The organism is Synechococcus sp. R65.1, from assembly GCF_047461755.1.
In the GTDB taxonomy this organism is placed as follows: Bacteria; Cyanobacteriota; Cyanobacteriia; order Thermostichales; family Thermostichaceae; genus Thermostichus.
The window spans coordinates 111629-125025 of record NZ_JANSHU010000001.1; the positions used below are offsets into that span (position 1 = coordinate 111629).

12 protein-coding genes are annotated in these 13397 nt (G+C 60.5%); 7 read left to right on the forward strand and 5 right to left on the reverse strand.

Going from position 1 to position 13397, the window contains the following annotated elements; all coding sequences use genetic code 11:
* The first annotated feature begins 10 nt into the window (after positions 1 to 10).
* The 3 genes from uvrB to NW814_RS00590 all read left to right on the forward strand — a co-directional run bounded on the left by uvrB (position 11) and on the right by NW814_RS00590 (position 4679).
* The gene (gene uvrB, locus NW814_RS00580; RefSeq protein WP_414404792.1) at positions 11 to 2098 is read left to right on the forward strand and encodes an excinuclease ABC subunit UvrB; all 2088 of its coding nucleotides are present in this window, start codon (positions 11 to 13) and stop codon (positions 2096 to 2098) included.
* An 83-nt stretch (positions 2099 to 2181) separates the two neighbouring features.
* Positions 2182 to 3993, forward strand: a complete 1812-nt coding sequence (locus tag NW814_RS00585) for a mechanosensitive ion channel family protein (RefSeq protein WP_414404793.1) — start codon at positions 2182 to 2184, stop codon at positions 3991 to 3993.
* A 17-nt stretch (positions 3994 to 4010) separates the two neighbouring features.
* The gene (locus tag NW814_RS00590; protein ID WP_414404794.1) at positions 4011 to 4679 is read left to right on the forward strand and encodes a DUF721 domain-containing protein; all 669 of its coding nucleotides are present in this window, start codon (positions 4011 to 4013) and stop codon (positions 4677 to 4679) included.
* Here the strand turns inward: NW814_RS00590 and NW814_RS00595 are convergent.
* Both NW814_RS00595 and NW814_RS00600 read right to left on the reverse strand, forming a co-directional pair.
* The gene (locus NW814_RS00595) at positions 4663 to 5508 is read right to left on the reverse strand and encodes a prepilin peptidase (protein ID WP_414404795.1); all 846 of its coding nucleotides are present in this window, start codon (positions 5506 to 5508) and stop codon (positions 4663 to 4665) included. The genes NW814_RS00590 and NW814_RS00595 overlap by 17 nt on opposite strands.
* Positions 5509 to 5584: 76 nt before the next feature.
* A complete protein-coding gene (locus tag NW814_RS00600) occupies positions 5585 to 5785 on the reverse strand; it encodes a hypothetical protein (protein WP_414394303.1) in 201 nt (66 codons plus the stop codon).
* 226 nt (positions 5786 to 6011) lie between these two features.
* On the opposite strand from NW814_RS00600, the gene NW814_RS00605 reads away from it, so the two are divergent.
* From NW814_RS00605 to NW814_RS00615, 3 genes are all read left to right on the forward strand, one after another.
* Positions 6012 to 8264, forward strand: coding sequence for a ComEC/Rec2 family competence protein (locus NW814_RS00605; RefSeq protein WP_414404796.1), 2253 nt, complete (start codon positions 6012 to 6014; stop codon positions 8262 to 8264).
* Between the two features lie 97 nt (positions 8265 to 8361).
* Positions 8362 to 8451: a cytochrome b6-f complex subunit PetN gene (locus NW814_RS00610; protein ID WP_414404797.1), complete on the forward strand. Its 90-nt coding sequence runs from the start codon at positions 8362 to 8364 to the stop codon at positions 8449 to 8451.
* Between the two features lie 26 nt (positions 8452 to 8477).
* A complete protein-coding gene (locus tag NW814_RS00615) occupies positions 8478 to 8639 on the forward strand; it encodes a hypothetical protein (protein WP_414404798.1) in 162 nt (53 codons plus the stop codon).
* Between the two features lie 23 nt (positions 8640 to 8662).
* Here the strand turns inward: NW814_RS00615 and NW814_RS00620 are convergent, their stop codons facing one another.
* The 3 genes from NW814_RS00620 to NW814_RS00630 form a co-directional block, all read right to left on the reverse strand.
* Positions 8663 to 9034, reverse strand: a complete 372-nt coding sequence (locus NW814_RS00620) for a DUF309 domain-containing protein (RefSeq protein WP_414404799.1) — start codon at positions 9032 to 9034, stop codon at positions 8663 to 8665.
* Positions 9035 to 9038: 4 nt separating this feature from the next.
* Positions 9039 to 11537 carry a GAF domain-containing protein gene (locus NW814_RS00625; protein ID WP_414404800.1) on the reverse strand — a complete coding sequence of 833 codons (2499 nt, stop codon included), beginning with the start codon at positions 11535 to 11537 and terminating at the stop codon, positions 9039 to 9041.
* Positions 11538 to 11762: 225 nt separating this feature from the next.
* A complete protein-coding gene (locus NW814_RS00630) occupies positions 11763 to 12575 on the reverse strand; it encodes a TatD family hydrolase (protein WP_414404801.1) in 813 nt (270 codons plus the stop codon).
* 154 nt (positions 12576 to 12729) lie between these two features.
* Here NW814_RS00630 and NW814_RS00635 point away from each other — a divergent pair, with 154 nt between their 5' ends.
* Positions 12730 to 13323 carry a thioredoxin family protein gene (locus NW814_RS00635; RefSeq protein ID WP_414394410.1) on the forward strand — a complete coding sequence of 198 codons (594 nt, stop codon included), beginning with the start codon at positions 12730 to 12732 and terminating at the stop codon, positions 13321 to 13323.
* Positions 13324 to 13397: the final 74 nt, after the last annotated feature.

Consider the following 13397-nt stretch of genomic DNA (forward strand, 5'->3'; position numbering starts at 1 on the left):
GGTTAGACCTATGTCTGAGTTTCAACTGGTTTCCCCCTACCAGCCCACCGGGGATCAGCCTCAGGCAATTGCTGGCTTGGTGCAGTCTATTTTGGAGGGCCATCGCTTTCAAACTCTGCTAGGGGCAACCGGAACTGGCAAAACCTTTACCATTGCCCATACTATCCAGCAGATTGGCAGGCCAACCCTGGTGATGGCCCCCAACAAAACCTTGGCCGCACAACTGTGCAACGAGCTGCGCGAGCTTTTTCCCTACAATGCTGTCGAGTATTTCATCAGCTACTACGACTACTACCAACCGGAAGCCTATTTGCCCAGCACTGACACCTACATTGCCAAGTCTTCTTCCATTAACGAAGAAATTGACATGCTGCGGCACTCGGCTACCCGCTCCCTCTTTGAACGGCGGGATGTCATTGTTGTGGCTTCCGTAAGCTGCCTCTACGGCTTGGGCATGCCGGAGGAATACCTAAAGGCTTCTATCCCCTTCAAAGTGGGCCAACGAATTGACCAACGGCAGGTCTTGCGGGATCTGGTCGGCATCCAGTACGAGCGCAATGATCTGGAACTGGCGCGGGGGCGGTTTCGCGTCAAAGGGGATGTGCTGGAAATTGTGCCTGCCTATGAGGATAGAGTAATTCGCATTGAGTTTTTTGGCGATGAGATCGAGGCCATTCGCCTCCTTGACCCGGTGACAGGCGCGATCCTCACCAGCGTCAGCGCCCTCAGGGTTTATCCAGCTCGCCACTTTGTAACACCCGAAGAGCGGCTAGAGCAGGCCATCCGCAGCATTGAGGAAGAGCTGGAAGAGCAGCTAGCTCTCTTTCGCCGCCAGGGCAAGCTCTTAGAAGCTCAGCGGCTGGAGCAGCGCACCCGCTCCGATTTGGAAATGCTGAGGGAGGTGGGCTACTGCAACGGCATTGAAAACTACTCCCGGCATTTGACGGGGCGCAAGGAGGGGGAGCCGCCTGCTTGCTTGGTGGACTACTTCAAGGCCAACGATTGGCTATTGGTGGTGGACGAATCCCACGTTACCGTGCCGCAAATCCGGGGCATGTACAATGGGGATCGCGCCCGCAAACAGGTGTTGGTGGATCACGGCTTTCGCCTGCCCAGCGCCCTTGACAATCGCCCCCTTAAAGCCGAGGAATTTTGGGCCAAAGTCCACCAATGCATCTTTGTTTCCGCCACGCCCGGCAACTGGGAATTGGAACAAAGCGAAGCTCAGTTTGAAACCATGGTGGAAAATGGCAAACCCCTGAAGTTCTACATACCGGGCACAGGCCGGGTTGTAGAACAAGTTATTCGGCCTACCGGTGTCGTGGATCCAGAAGTGCATGTCCGCCCCACAGCCGGTCAAGTGGAGGATCTGCTCTCAGAAATCTACCTGCGCCTAGAGCGCTCGCAGCAGGGCTTCCCGGAACGGGTCATCGTAACCACCCTTACCAAACGCATGGCTGAAGATCTCACGGAGTACTTGCAGGAATGCGGGATCCGGGTTCGCTATTTGCACTCTGAAATTACCCCCATTGAGCGCATTGAGATCCTCCAAGATTTTCGGGAAGGGGCTTTTGATGTCCTGGTGGGGGTCAATTTGTTGCGGGAGGGGTTGGATCTGCCGGAAGTCTCCTTGGTGGCCATTTTGGATGCAGATAAAGAGGGATTTTTGCGGGCGGAGCGATCCCTAATCCAGATGATTGGGCGGGCAGCGCGCCATGTCCGCGGCATGGTGGTGATGTATGCTGACACGCTGACTGGCAGCATGGCAAGAGCGATTGCCGAAACCCAGCGCCGCCGCCAAATTCAGTTGGAATACAATCGCCAACACAACATCACCCCTAAGCCCATCGTTAAGAAAAACAGCAATGCCATTTTGTCTTTTTTATCCATCTCCCGCAAACTCAAGGGCAAGGATCTGGAAAAAGCCTTGCCAGCGCTGGATGAGATCCCTCTATCCAAAATTCCAGAGCTCATTAGCGAGCTAGATGCAAAGATGAAAGCGGCAGCTAAAAACTTGGAATTTGAAGAAGCTGCCCGGCTGCGCGACCAAATTAAAAAGCTGCGCCAACGGCTTTTGGGCCACCCCTGGAGCGCCTAAGCTCCCAGCCTGCCTCCCCAGCCGCGGGACTTGCTCGTGCCACCATGGGCATACCGCCAAGCCTCCTCAGGATTCCTGAAACCATGGGTGTTCGTCTCCGCCGAGCCATTCAAGATTCCCTCTTGCTGAAGGGGGCTGTACTCGCGCTGGGGCTGACGATGGGGATTGGTCTCTGGCTTTCCCCTGCCCTCTTTGCCCCCTTTGAGAACCGCCTGGCGCAGGCACTTGAGCTGCGGGATCCTGGAGTTGCCCCCGAGGGAGCTCCTTCCCCAACCCCGCTGGGGATCCCGTTGACTGGCCAAGAGGGCACAGCAGTGCTAGTGGGGGGAGTCCCGGTGTTTCGCCTGCAAACGGCAGAATACCCCAGCGACGTGCGGGCTGATAATGTGCGGGCAATCATCGAGCGCTTTTTGGAAGAGGGCCAGTTGCCGGAGCCAGAGGTGCGGGTGGCTCAGGATGCCAATGGGCAGTACGTTCTCCGGCTGGGAGAAAGAGGCCGCTTTGAGGCCACCCAACGGTACTTGTTTACCGTCACCTATGCCGATGCGGCTGCCGAGCGCAGGGTGCCGCTGGCTCAGGTAAGCCTCAACGATGTGCGTCTAGTGGCCAACAGTTGGGCACGGCGGCTGGAACAAGCCATCGCTGAGTACCGGCAGGATCGGCTGGATCTGCAGCGGACGCGGGATCCGCGCGTGCTAGTGCTCACTACCTTGGCTGGGCTGGCCAGCGTGGCTGTGGGGTTCTTTCTCTGGCGGCTGTTCGACCGTAGCCTCGTCCGCCTGCAGAGGTGGCTAGAGCTCCGGGCTGACCCAGGTTGGGGAAGCTGGATCGACATGGGAGGATCCCTGCTGCGCAGCCTAGGAGCGATGCTTATTGCCGGCATCTCGCTGGACCGCAGCATTAGCTTCATACCCGCCCTGCGGCCCTTTCAGCGGGCTTTTTACGCGCGCTTGGGGCAGGTGGTGGACACAGCACTGGGCGTTCTCATCCAGCCGCTGCCCAATTCCAATGTTTCCATTGCTAGCCTATTGGTCTTCTTTGTCCTGGCCACTTTGGTCTTTACGGTTGCCCACTATATCAGCGTTGGCTTAAAGCAGCGGTTTTTGGGTCGCCTTGGGCTGGACTTGGGCACCCAGGAGTCGACGGCGGCCATCTTCAAATACGTCCTCACCCTATTTGGGATCCTGCTAGTGCTGCCCTTCAGCGGCCTCAACCTCAGCTCCTTGGCTGTGATTGCAGGGGCGGTGGGCTTAGGAATTGGCTTTGGCCTGCAAAACCTTTCCAACAACTACATTAGCTACCTCGCCATCCTCCTAGAGCGTCCCATCCAGATTGGGGATCTAGTCGAAGTGGACAACTTGCTTGGCACAGTAGAGCACATTGGCCCGCGGGCCACTGTCCTGCGCACCTTGGATCGCATCTTTGTCATTGTGCCCAACTCTCGCTTCACTGAGTCAAAGGTGGTGAACTGGAGCTACCGGGATCCCCGCTGCCGCATCCACATTCCCGTGGGCGTAGCCTACGGCTCCGACACAAAGGTGGTTACCGAAGCCCTGCTTGCCGTTGCTAGGGGAAATCCGCGGGTTCTGACCAACCCGCCCCCGCAGGTGTGGCTTAGATCTTTTGGGCCTTCTTCCCTTAACTTTGAACTGTTGGTGTGGATCAACCGTCCTCAGGACCAATTTGTCTTGACTAGCGAGCTCAACTTCGCCATCGAGGCCGAGTTTCGGCGGCGCGGGATCCGCATCCCCTTCCCCCAGCAAGACATCCACATCCGCAGCTTGGAAGGACTGGTTTCCCTCAGCCGCAACGGCGGATCCCGTTCTCTGCCTGACGCTGCTTCTATCCAGTCGGCCCTCAGCGAAGCAGCCCAGTTCTCGGAAGACAAGGATTAGGGTTAGGGAGAGACACCATGCTGCAAAGCCTGGAGCGTGTGTTGGCCAGTTTCAGCGGCCACCCCCTTTGGGCCGAGCTCAACCAAATGCAGACCCTGCGGCAGATCTGGCCGGAAGTGGTGGGAGAAGCGGTAGCCGCGCAAACCTACCCGGTCAACCTGCGCCGCCAGGTGCTGCAGGTGGCCACTTCTACCCCTGCTTGGGCTCAGAACCTCACCTTCCAGCGCCAACGGATTCTCAAGAAACTTAACAGCCGCCTCCACCCTCCCCTCGCGGATATCCGCTTTAGCCCTGCCGCTTGGCATGCGAGGTCGGGCTTGGCTAACTCTTTTGCCTCCGATGCGGAACTGGTGGACAGGTTCTACCCCCCTCCCCCTGTATCCTCAACTCCCAAGCGGCCTACCACCCCTCGCCGCTCCAGCTTATCTCCCTCTTCTGTTCGCGTTAGCGGGACGGAGTCCTTAGAGGCCAAAGCTGCCTTTGAGCGCTGGGCTCGGCTAGTGAAACGGCAACAAACCCAGCAAAACCTGTTTCCCTGCCCTGCCTGCGGCTGCCCCACTCCTGCTGCCGAGCTGGAGCGTTGGTTGGTCTGTGGGTTTTGCCATCGCCAGTCCTTGCGTGGATCCAGCCGCCGCTACCCCAGGGAGTTGCCGCCTGCAGGAATAGCGTCTACTCCAGCAGGTTGACCCAGCGCAAGTAGGCTTCGACCAACGGGGATCCTGCCAAGGCAGCCGTAGCCCCGCCTAGAGCCAGGTAGGGTCCAAAGGGAACAGGTTTGCCCAGGCGAGCTCGTCCTCTGGCCATGGCCAATAAGCTAACCAGCAAGCCCAACGCGGAACCCAAAAGGAGGGTCACGACCACCCCCTGCCAGCCCAGCCACATGCCAATGAGGGCCAGCAACTTGCCATCTCCTCCGCCCATGGCCTCCCGCCGCAAAACTTGGCGGGCCACCAGACCAATGCCTTCCACTAGCCAAATGCCCAGCACCGCGCCTGCCATCCCAGCCACCAAAGACGAGCCTGTAGCGGCCAGGGATCTGGATCCCTCTAGCCAAGGCAGCACCAAGCGGGCCAGCAGCCCTGCCAGCAAGCCAGAGCGGGTGAGCGCTTCTGGTAGCAAAAACGTATCCAGGTCAACCAAGGCCAGCGCCAGCAGCCAGCCCAACAGCAAGCAGGTGAGGATCCCGCGGGGAGAAAACCCCAGCATCCCAACGCTGAGGCCAAACAGACCCATGGTCAAGGCCTCGACGGCAGGGTAGCGCCAGGCGATGGGATTCCCGCAGTGACGGCAGCGACCACGCAGCAAGAACCAGCCCAGGATGGGGAGGTTCTCCGTCGGCCCTAGGGGCGTCTTGCAGTGGGGACAGTGGGAGCCAGGATAGAGTAGAGAGAGACCCCGAGGCAGGCGGTAGACCACCACGTTGATAAAGCTGCCCACGCAGGCCCCTAGGATCAGCACCAGCACCCAACCCAACAGGCGCAGTTCCCAGGCGCCGGCCAGGAAGTCTGCCCTCACCGCCGTTCCCAGGCAACAAAGACTAACTCTGCCATCGTATAGCGTACACCCTCCAGATGGGCAGGGGAGCAGGGCTTCAGCGCAGCGGCTCCAACTGCTGCAAGGGAATAAAGGTCTCCTGAGGCAAGAGAATGGGAAACTCCGAGAAAATCAAGTCGCCCCGCAGGGTACGGCGATGGATGACCACGCCCCGCGGTGGCTGCTCCACCACCTCTGGGCGGTGCTGAAGATGAAGCTGGTAGATCTGGCGAGCTGCTTGTAGCAAAGTGCTGTCCATGAGCAGTCTCACCCCCTGCTGGTGGTTCGATCCTTAGGATATCGCGGCGCAGAGCCGGTGGGCCATCCATCTTTATTTCCCAATTCAGGAAGTTGACCGGCAAGGAACCGAGAGAGGTCGCCAAACGAGCTTGAGCTGGGGGGGTAGCCAGCAGGGCAGGTTAAGACAGGGCTATAGATCCCGCTTGGGTAGGAGAGTACAGTGGGGGCAAGCGCGCTGAGAGCAGATGGAGAGAACCTACCTGCTGGGGCTGGGCTGGATCCTAGGCCTGTTGCTGCGGGCCTGGCCGGCAGTGAGCGGCTGGGGGTGGGGGATCCCTCTAGGGCTGGGGTTAGTGGGATCCCTGGTCTACCGGCAACGGCCGCGCCTGGGGCGCACCTGGCTGGCGGCGGGGCTGGTGGGCTGCCTGGCTTGGGCCTACCTGGGCTGGCGGCAGCCGGTTCCCGGCCCAACGGATATTAGCCTTCTAGCCCCCCAGCAGCAAATGAGTCTGGTGGGCACCGTCCTTTCGGAGCCCCGTCCTACCCGCGGCGAGCGGCAGCAGTTTTGGCTCGAGGCGGAGCAGGTGCTGGAGGCCGACTCCACTGCCCGCCAGGTGAGCGGCAAGCTCTACGTCACTGCTAGCCCGGCAGCCCTCCAGGGCAGGGATCTCCATCCCAACCAGCGGGTGCGCCTGGTGGGATCCCTCTACCTTCCCAGTCCGGCTTTGAACCCGGGCAGCTTTGATTTTCAAGCCTACCTGCAGCGCCAGGGAGCTTTTGCCGGCTTCAGCGCCCGCGAGGTGATCCCGCAGCCGGGAGGAAAAGTCTGGGGAGGTTGGGTGTTGCGGCGGCGGGTGCAGCAGGCCTTCGTCGCCGGTCTGGGGGAGCGGCAGGGGAACCTCTTGGCCTCGCTGGTGCTGGGATCCCGGGCTGCCCAACTGGATTTCGACTTGCAAGATGCCTTCCGAGAAATCGGCATGGCCCATGTTCTGGCCGCTTCTGGGTTTCACGTGTCGCTACTGCTGGGGGTGGTGTTTGTCCTGACGCGGCGGCTGGCAGTGCGCCTGCAGCAGGGGATCCTCCTGGCAGCCTTGGGGGTTTACCTCACCTTGACAGGGTTTACCCCTTCGGTGCTGCGGGCGGCAGTGATGGGAGTGGCGGCCATGCTGGTGCTGACGGAGCCGCGGCTGGAGGGGAAAGTTAGGCTCAACCCCCTGGGAACGCTGCTGGTGGCAGCGGTTTTGCTGTTGCTCTATCAGCCACAGTGGATTACAGACCTGGGGTTTCAGCTCAGCTTTGCCGCCACCTTGGGCCTGCTGGTGGGGACAGCTCCCATTGTTTCCCGTTTGGACTTCTTGCCCCCAGCAGTGGCTACCGCCTTGGCTGTTCCTCTGGCCGCCCAGATCTGGACCTTGCCGCTGCAAGTGGCCATCTTTGGCCGCATCCCCACCTATTCCCTGCTGGCCAACCCGCTGCTGCTAATCCTGCTGCTGCCCCTGCTGGTGGCCGGGTTTGGGGTGGCCTTTGTGGCTTTGCTCTGGCCGGGGCTAGGATCCCTGCTGGCCCAGCCCCTGACGTTTTTGATCACACCCTTGATCAACTGGGTGAGCTGGATGGCCAGCTGGCCCTTAAGTTCCTACTACACCGGCAGGGTCTCGCTGCTCCAGTGTCTGCTCCTCTACGGGGCGCTGGTGGCCCTCACCTTTTGGCCGCAGTGGCGACGGGCTTTCCGCTGGCAGGGCACTGCCCTGATCATGGCCGCCATCCTGCTGGGGCCGAGGTTGTGGCCGGGGCCGCCAGTTCAGATCACCGCTTTGGCCAGTGGCCCCATCCCCATTCTGGTCATTCAGGCAGAAGGACGCCACCTCTTGCTCAACAGCGGCGATCCCCGCCTGGCCGAGCGCACGGTGCTGCCTTTTCTGCGGCAGCAGGGCCTGCGCCGTCTGGAGGGAGCGGTAGCCATGACCTCTAGGGGCTCTGCCAATGGCGCTTGGGAGATCCTGCTTTCGGCTTTCTCCATTGGGCACTTCTGGGACGGGGGCGGGATCAGCGCCGCTTCCGAAAGCTACCTGCGCTCCCTCAGTGCCGTGCAAGCTGCCGGGATCCCCTATCAAGTCTTGCGGCCCGCCGACCGCATCCCTTTTTCCGAGCGGCTGAAGCTGCAGGCTGTCCATACCAACCCCCTGGTGTTGACCCTGGAGGCCGAGGGATCCCGCTGGCTGCTTTTGGGGTCCGCCAGCACCCAGGTCCAGGCCGAGCTAACCGGATCTCCCCTGCTGCCGGCCCAAATTGACTGGCTGTGGTGGGATGGGGGATCCCTAATCCTGGACTTGCTGGAGCGCTTTCAGGTGCAGGCGGGCATCAGCTCTGGCTCCGCCGGCGAGGCAGTGGTTACTTGGTTTCGGCAGAGGCAGCGGCCTCTCTACTTAGCCGAGCGCGTTGGAGCAGTGACCTGGTCGCGGCAAGGCGTGCAAACCCTGAGAGCGCAAGAGCTCTAGCACCTCCTCCCCAGGCGGGCTTGATTGTGGAGGCGGTGGGGATCCCATCCCCTAAAATGGGATCACCCCGATAAGCCCTCTTTGCTCGGCTAGACCTATGGACATCATCACCTTTGGCTGGGTTGCCGTTGCTGCTTTCTTTGCCTTTTCGATTGCCTTTGTGGTTTGGGGCCGCAACGGCATGTAGCCCTATCCTTCGGTGTTTCTGGCCCTATGGAAACTGCCTTGCCCTGGATCCTCCGCCTTGCCTATGGGGGCATCTTTTTGCTCCTAGCGGCCATAACTTTGGGCGTTGGCTACATCACCTTGATCGACTGGCGGGATCGGCGGCGACGCAACGAAGTTGAGCGCAAAGCCCGTCGCTCCAAGCGCTAGCGCCGCTGTTGGGCCTGCTCACGTCAGTCTTCAACCCAACTCAGGGTGGGGATGGCCAGGTAAGGCAGGGGATCCTGGGGTTGCAGTTGAGAAAGATGCCGCAGGATGCCCTGGTTAGCCTGCCACAGGGCTTGCACATCCCATCCAGCGTAGGTGGGCAGAAAGTCCGCCAGCTTGCGGTTGGCCTCCCCCAACAGGATCATGCAGCCGCGGCGGTTGCCGTTTTGCAGGTGATAGTAGGCCACGGCGGTTTGCAAAAGCCCCTGGTAGAAGCGCCGCTCTGGATCCACTGCCTCCATCCACAGGGCCTCTAGGGTGTCGTGGCAGGCGTAAAATTCCCCCCGGTTAAACTGCTCGGCGGCCAGACGCAGCGCTTCTGAGGGGGCGTCGCTCATGTCGCTAGGCACAGGCCAGGGGGGATGTCTGCACAGGCAGGGATCCCTTCGGCAACACCAGGGTAAAGCAGGTTTTGCCTTGAGAACTCTCCACCGAGACGCTGCCCCCCAGCCGCTGCATCCACTGCTTGACCAAAGCCAGGCCCAGGCCGGTGCCGCCCCGCTTCCAGGGATCCCCGCTGGGAATGCGGTAAAACTTCTCGAAGATGCGCTCCTGCTCGGCAGGGGGAATTTCCACCCCCTCGTTGATCACCCGAATTTCCACCTGCTGCGGGCCAGAGCGCTGCGCTGTTACCCAGATGTTGCACCTTGGGGGAGTATACTTGCAGGCGTTGTTGACCAGCTCCTGCACCACCCGCTCCAGGCCGCCCCGATCGGTGAGCACCTTGCCCACATTTGGCGCAATCTGCCACTGCAACCGTTGCTGGTTGGCCTGGGCCTGCTGTAGAAACGGCTCCAGCACGCTGGGCAGCCAGGTTGCCAGCGGCACTTCTTCCAGATGGAGCGTTTTGGATCCCTGCTCCAACCGCTGCAGATCCAGCAGGTCGTTCACCAATTCCGCCTCCCGCTCACACTCCTGCTCCAAAATCTTGAGATATTGCTCTCGTTTTTGGGGGGCGCGGGCGGTTTTCAGCAGTTGGATGGCCATCCTCATGTTGGTGATGGGGGTGCGCAGCTCGTGGGAGACGGTGCTCAAAAAATCATCTTTGAGGCGGTTGAGGCGCTCCAGCTCACCAATTTGCTGCACAGAAGCCTGGTAGAGGCGGGCCTGGCGGATGGCAATGGCGCAGTGATCCGCCACCTGCTGCACCACCTGCACCTCCAGTTCATCAAAGCACTCGGCTGCCGGCTTCGCCAGCCAGAGATCCCCCAGCACCCCTTGGTCATCCCGCAGCGGGCACACCAGCAGGGTCAGCCCTTCCCGACGGGGGATCCAGCCCTGCCCAGGCAAGTGGCAGAATTGCACCGCTTGACCCCCTTGCAGGTGCCGGTAAAGATCGGGGTAGTCGGCCAGGGTCAGGGTGATCCCACCGGCAGGTGGTAGAGCAGAGGTGTATTCATAGCGCACCGTCGCCTGGCCAGATGCCCAATCGTAGAGACAGAGATCGCAACCTTGAATGGGCAACCCCAGAGCCAACTCCTGCACCACTGCCCGCAGGATCTGGGCTTCCTCCAAACTGCTGCGCACCTGGTCGGTGACCCGCTGCAAGAGGGCATCCATAGCCAGAGATCGCTGCAGGGCCGCCGTCCGCTCCTGCACCTCCTGCTCCAGACGGGCGTTGAGGGTTTGCAACTGCCGGTAGAGCTGATTTTGCGTAATGGACAGGGCCAAATGTACCCCGACCCGACTCATCAGCTCTTGCTCTGCAGCTGACCAAGCCTTAGGCTCGTCAATTTTCAGCTCCCGCCAGGCAGCAAAAGAGATCAAAGGCAGTTCTTGTCTGGGATCCCCCTGGGTAAACCAACGGTAGCCCGCCCAGTGGGTTTCTTGGTAAACGGCCCCGCGAAACACGCTCAGCCAGCCCACCGGCTGGTCATTCCAGGCGAGCTGGGCCACCAGCAGGCCACGAATGGGTGTCTGCTTCATCTGCTCTTGCAGCTCCGGCCATTTCTCCAAGTGGGATAGCGACCACATCTTCACCCAGCCCCCCGCTCCTCCGGCCCTTCCGAGCTGCTCCTGTAGCCAGGTGTCGTAGCTTGCCGGGGGTTGCACACCATGACAACAGAGGGTGTCTGCGCCCATAAAGTGGATCCGCAGCCGCGCCCCGATCCCCTGCAAACCGGCAGCAAGCTGCTCCAGCACCGTAGTCAAGGTCGTCTCCGGGTGCAGGGGCGAGTAAACTAGAGCAGCAATTTGGTTGATGAGGCGTTCCTGCTGCGCCTTTTGCCGCGCTTGCTCCAGCAATTCCGCCTGAGCAATGGCAATGGAAACTTGATCCGCCAGCAACTGCACCACCTGCAGCTCTTCTTGGGAGTAGGGACGAGGCTCAGCATGATGGGAGACCAACAGCCCCCATAGCTCCTGGTGATGCATCAGGGGAACCACCAAGGAAGAGGCCACCCCCATGGATTTCAAATAGTGAACATGGCAGGGATCCACGGGCCGCTGCAGCGGCTCGCCCAGAGGAACCCTAGCAGACAACCCCCAGGACTCCGGCTGGCTGATGGAACGGCTCTGCGCCTCCACATCCACAATTACCCGCACCTGAGCTAGGCGAAACAACCGCCGCGCCTCCTCGGGAATGTCCCCTGCCGGAAAAGTCAGCCCCAAGAGCGAGGGCAGCCGCTCCCCGCCTCGTGCTTCCGCCACCACCGTCCCATGCCCTTCCGGGTCGAAGCGGTACACCTTCACCCGATCCGTTTCCAGAAAAGACCGTATCTCTTCCGCTGTTGCCTTGAGGATTTCCTCCAGCTCCAGGGATTGCCGAATCTGGTGGGTGATGCGGTTGATGAGGGCATCTCGGCTGGGTCGAGCTGCGGCAGCCCACGTTTTGGTATCCATAGTTGCAAGCCCCTAGCCCCTGGAATTAGCGGAAAGTACCTAAAAATACATCCCTTTTTTCCAGCATAGGATGCCCTTGAGAAGAGCAGTCGGAGTTCAAAAGAAAAGTTAAAGAAAAAGTTAAAAATGGCAACCCAGGGTTTCCCGGGTTGGAATCGTCTGAGATCGGGTGAGATCTAGGGTCGGGAATGGCCTACGGTCCACCCGCGCCCTCGGAAAGCAGAGCTAGAGGAGAGGCAGCTGAAACAGGCGAGCGGCATTTTGGCTGGTTTCTTCTGCCAGTTTTTCCGGCGGGATTCCCAACAGCTCCGCCAAGGTTTGGGCCACCCGCTGCACATGGGCTGGCTCGTTGCGTTTGCCGCGGAAGGGAGTAGGGGCCAGGAAAGGGCAATCGGTTTCCACCAGAAGCTGGGACAGGGGCACCTCCAAGGCCGAGCGGCGCACCGTCTCCGCGTTCTTAAAGGTCACGATGCCGCTAAAGCTAATAAAGCAGCCCAGCTCCACAAAGAGCCGCGTCTCCTCCGGGGATCCGCTCCAGCAGTGCATCACCACCCGCAGCGATTCCCCTGTGGCCATGGCCTCTTGGAGAATCTCATAGGTGGCCGCTGCCGCCTCGCGGCAATGGACAATCAGGGCTAGATCCTGCTCCCGGGCAATGGCAATGTGGGCGCGGAAGGATTCTTTTTGCCGCTCGATATCTGACGGGTCGGACTTGTAAAAATCCAAGCCCGTCTCCCCGATAGCCACCACCCGCCTGTCGCCTGCGGCCAACTGGGCAATCTTTTCGGCCAGCTCTGGCTGCCACTGGCGCGCCTCAAGCGGATGCAGTCCCACCGACAAGAACACCTCGGGATACTGGTCGGCAATGGCCTGCAACTGGGGAAACTCCGCTGGCGTGACGCAGGAATGTACTAGTTGCCGGATCCCGGCCTGGCGCCAGCGCTCGGCCACCTGGGGCAGATCTTCTGCAAAGTCGGGATAGTTTAAGTGGACGTGGGTGTCCACCAGGGGGGCAGCGGGCAAGACGGCGGTGCTCAAAGCTCAGCTCCCGGACAAAATGTTGCGAACTCTATCCAATTGTAAAGGCCGTTCCCTGCCTGTTTGGGATCTGTCGGCAGGATCCCGTGCTCACAACTCCTGGGGAGCGGGATGAGCCATGATGATTGAGGAAACTTTACGCTGGAGGTTTGTTATGGCTCGTACCCCCTCAACGATGCTGCCTTTGGGCACCCCCGCCCCTGACTTCAGCTTGCCGGATGTGGTAACTGGACAAACCATTTCCCTTTCTACCTTTGCCGACAAGCCCGCTTTGCTGGTGATGTTTATCTGCCAGCACTGCCCCTACGTGAAGCACGTGCAAGAGGAGCTGGCTCGCATTGGCAGAGATTACAAGGACCGCGGCGTCGGCATTGTAGCCATCAGCGCCAACGACGTGGAGAAATACCCCGAGGACAGCCCCGAGAACTTGAAGAAGATGGCCGAGACCTTGGGCTTTACCTTCCCCTTCTGCTACGACGAAAGCCAAGAGGTGGCCAAAGCCTTTTCAGCCGCTTGCACTCCCGACTTTTTCCTGTTCGATGCCGATCGCAAGCTGGTGTACCGCGGCCAACTGGACGACAGCCGCCCCGGCCTGCCGGATGTGCCAGTGACTGGCAAAGACTTGCGGGCAGCGCTGGATAACCTGCTGGCGGGCAAGCCCATCGATCCCAACCAAAAGCCCAGCCTTGGCTGCAACATCAAGTGGAAGCCCGGCAACGAGCCCGACTACTTCAAGCAAGCCTCTTGAAAGTCCTGGGGCGGATCCCAAACTTCCCCTAGACCCCCATCTTCGCCCTAGAGCAGGCCAGTAGGCCCTCAAGC

What these genes read in the sequence shown, in the direction of transcription:
- uvrB (WP_414404792.1), top strand. Translation starts at nt 11, where the DNA reads ATGTCTGAGTTTCAACTGGTTTCCCCCTACCAGCCCACCGGGGATCAG.
- NW814_RS00585 (WP_414404793.1), top strand. Translation starts at nt 2,182, where the DNA reads ATGGGTGTTCGTCTCCGCCGAGCCATTCAAGATTCCCTCTTGCTGAAG.
- NW814_RS00590 (WP_414404794.1), top strand. Translation starts at nt 4,011, where the DNA reads ATGCTGCAAAGCCTGGAGCGTGTGTTGGCCAGTTTCAGCGGCCACCCC.
- NW814_RS00600 (WP_414394303.1), bottom strand. Translation starts at nt 5,785, where the DNA reads ATGGACAGCACTTTGCTACAAGCAGCTCGCCAGATCTACCAGCTTCAT.
- NW814_RS00605 (WP_414404796.1), top strand. Translation starts at nt 6,012, where the DNA reads ATGGAGAGAACCTACCTGCTGGGGCTGGGCTGGATCCTAGGCCTGTTG.
- NW814_RS00610 (WP_414404797.1), top strand. Translation starts at nt 8,362, where the DNA reads ATGGACATCATCACCTTTGGCTGGGTTGCCGTTGCTGCTTTCTTTGCC.
- NW814_RS00615 (WP_414404798.1), top strand. Translation starts at nt 8,478, where the DNA reads ATGGAAACTGCCTTGCCCTGGATCCTCCGCCTTGCCTATGGGGGCATC.
- NW814_RS00620 (WP_414404799.1), bottom strand. Translation starts at nt 9,034, where the DNA reads ATGAGCGACGCCCCCTCAGAAGCGCTGCGTCTGGCCGCCGAGCAGTTT.
- NW814_RS00625 (WP_414404800.1), bottom strand. Translation starts at nt 11,537, where the DNA reads ATGGATACCAAAACGTGGGCTGCCGCAGCTCGACCCAGCCGAGATGCC.
- NW814_RS00635 (WP_414394410.1), top strand. Translation starts at nt 12,730, where the DNA reads ATGGCTCGTACCCCCTCAACGATGCTGCCTTTGGGCACCCCCGCCCCT.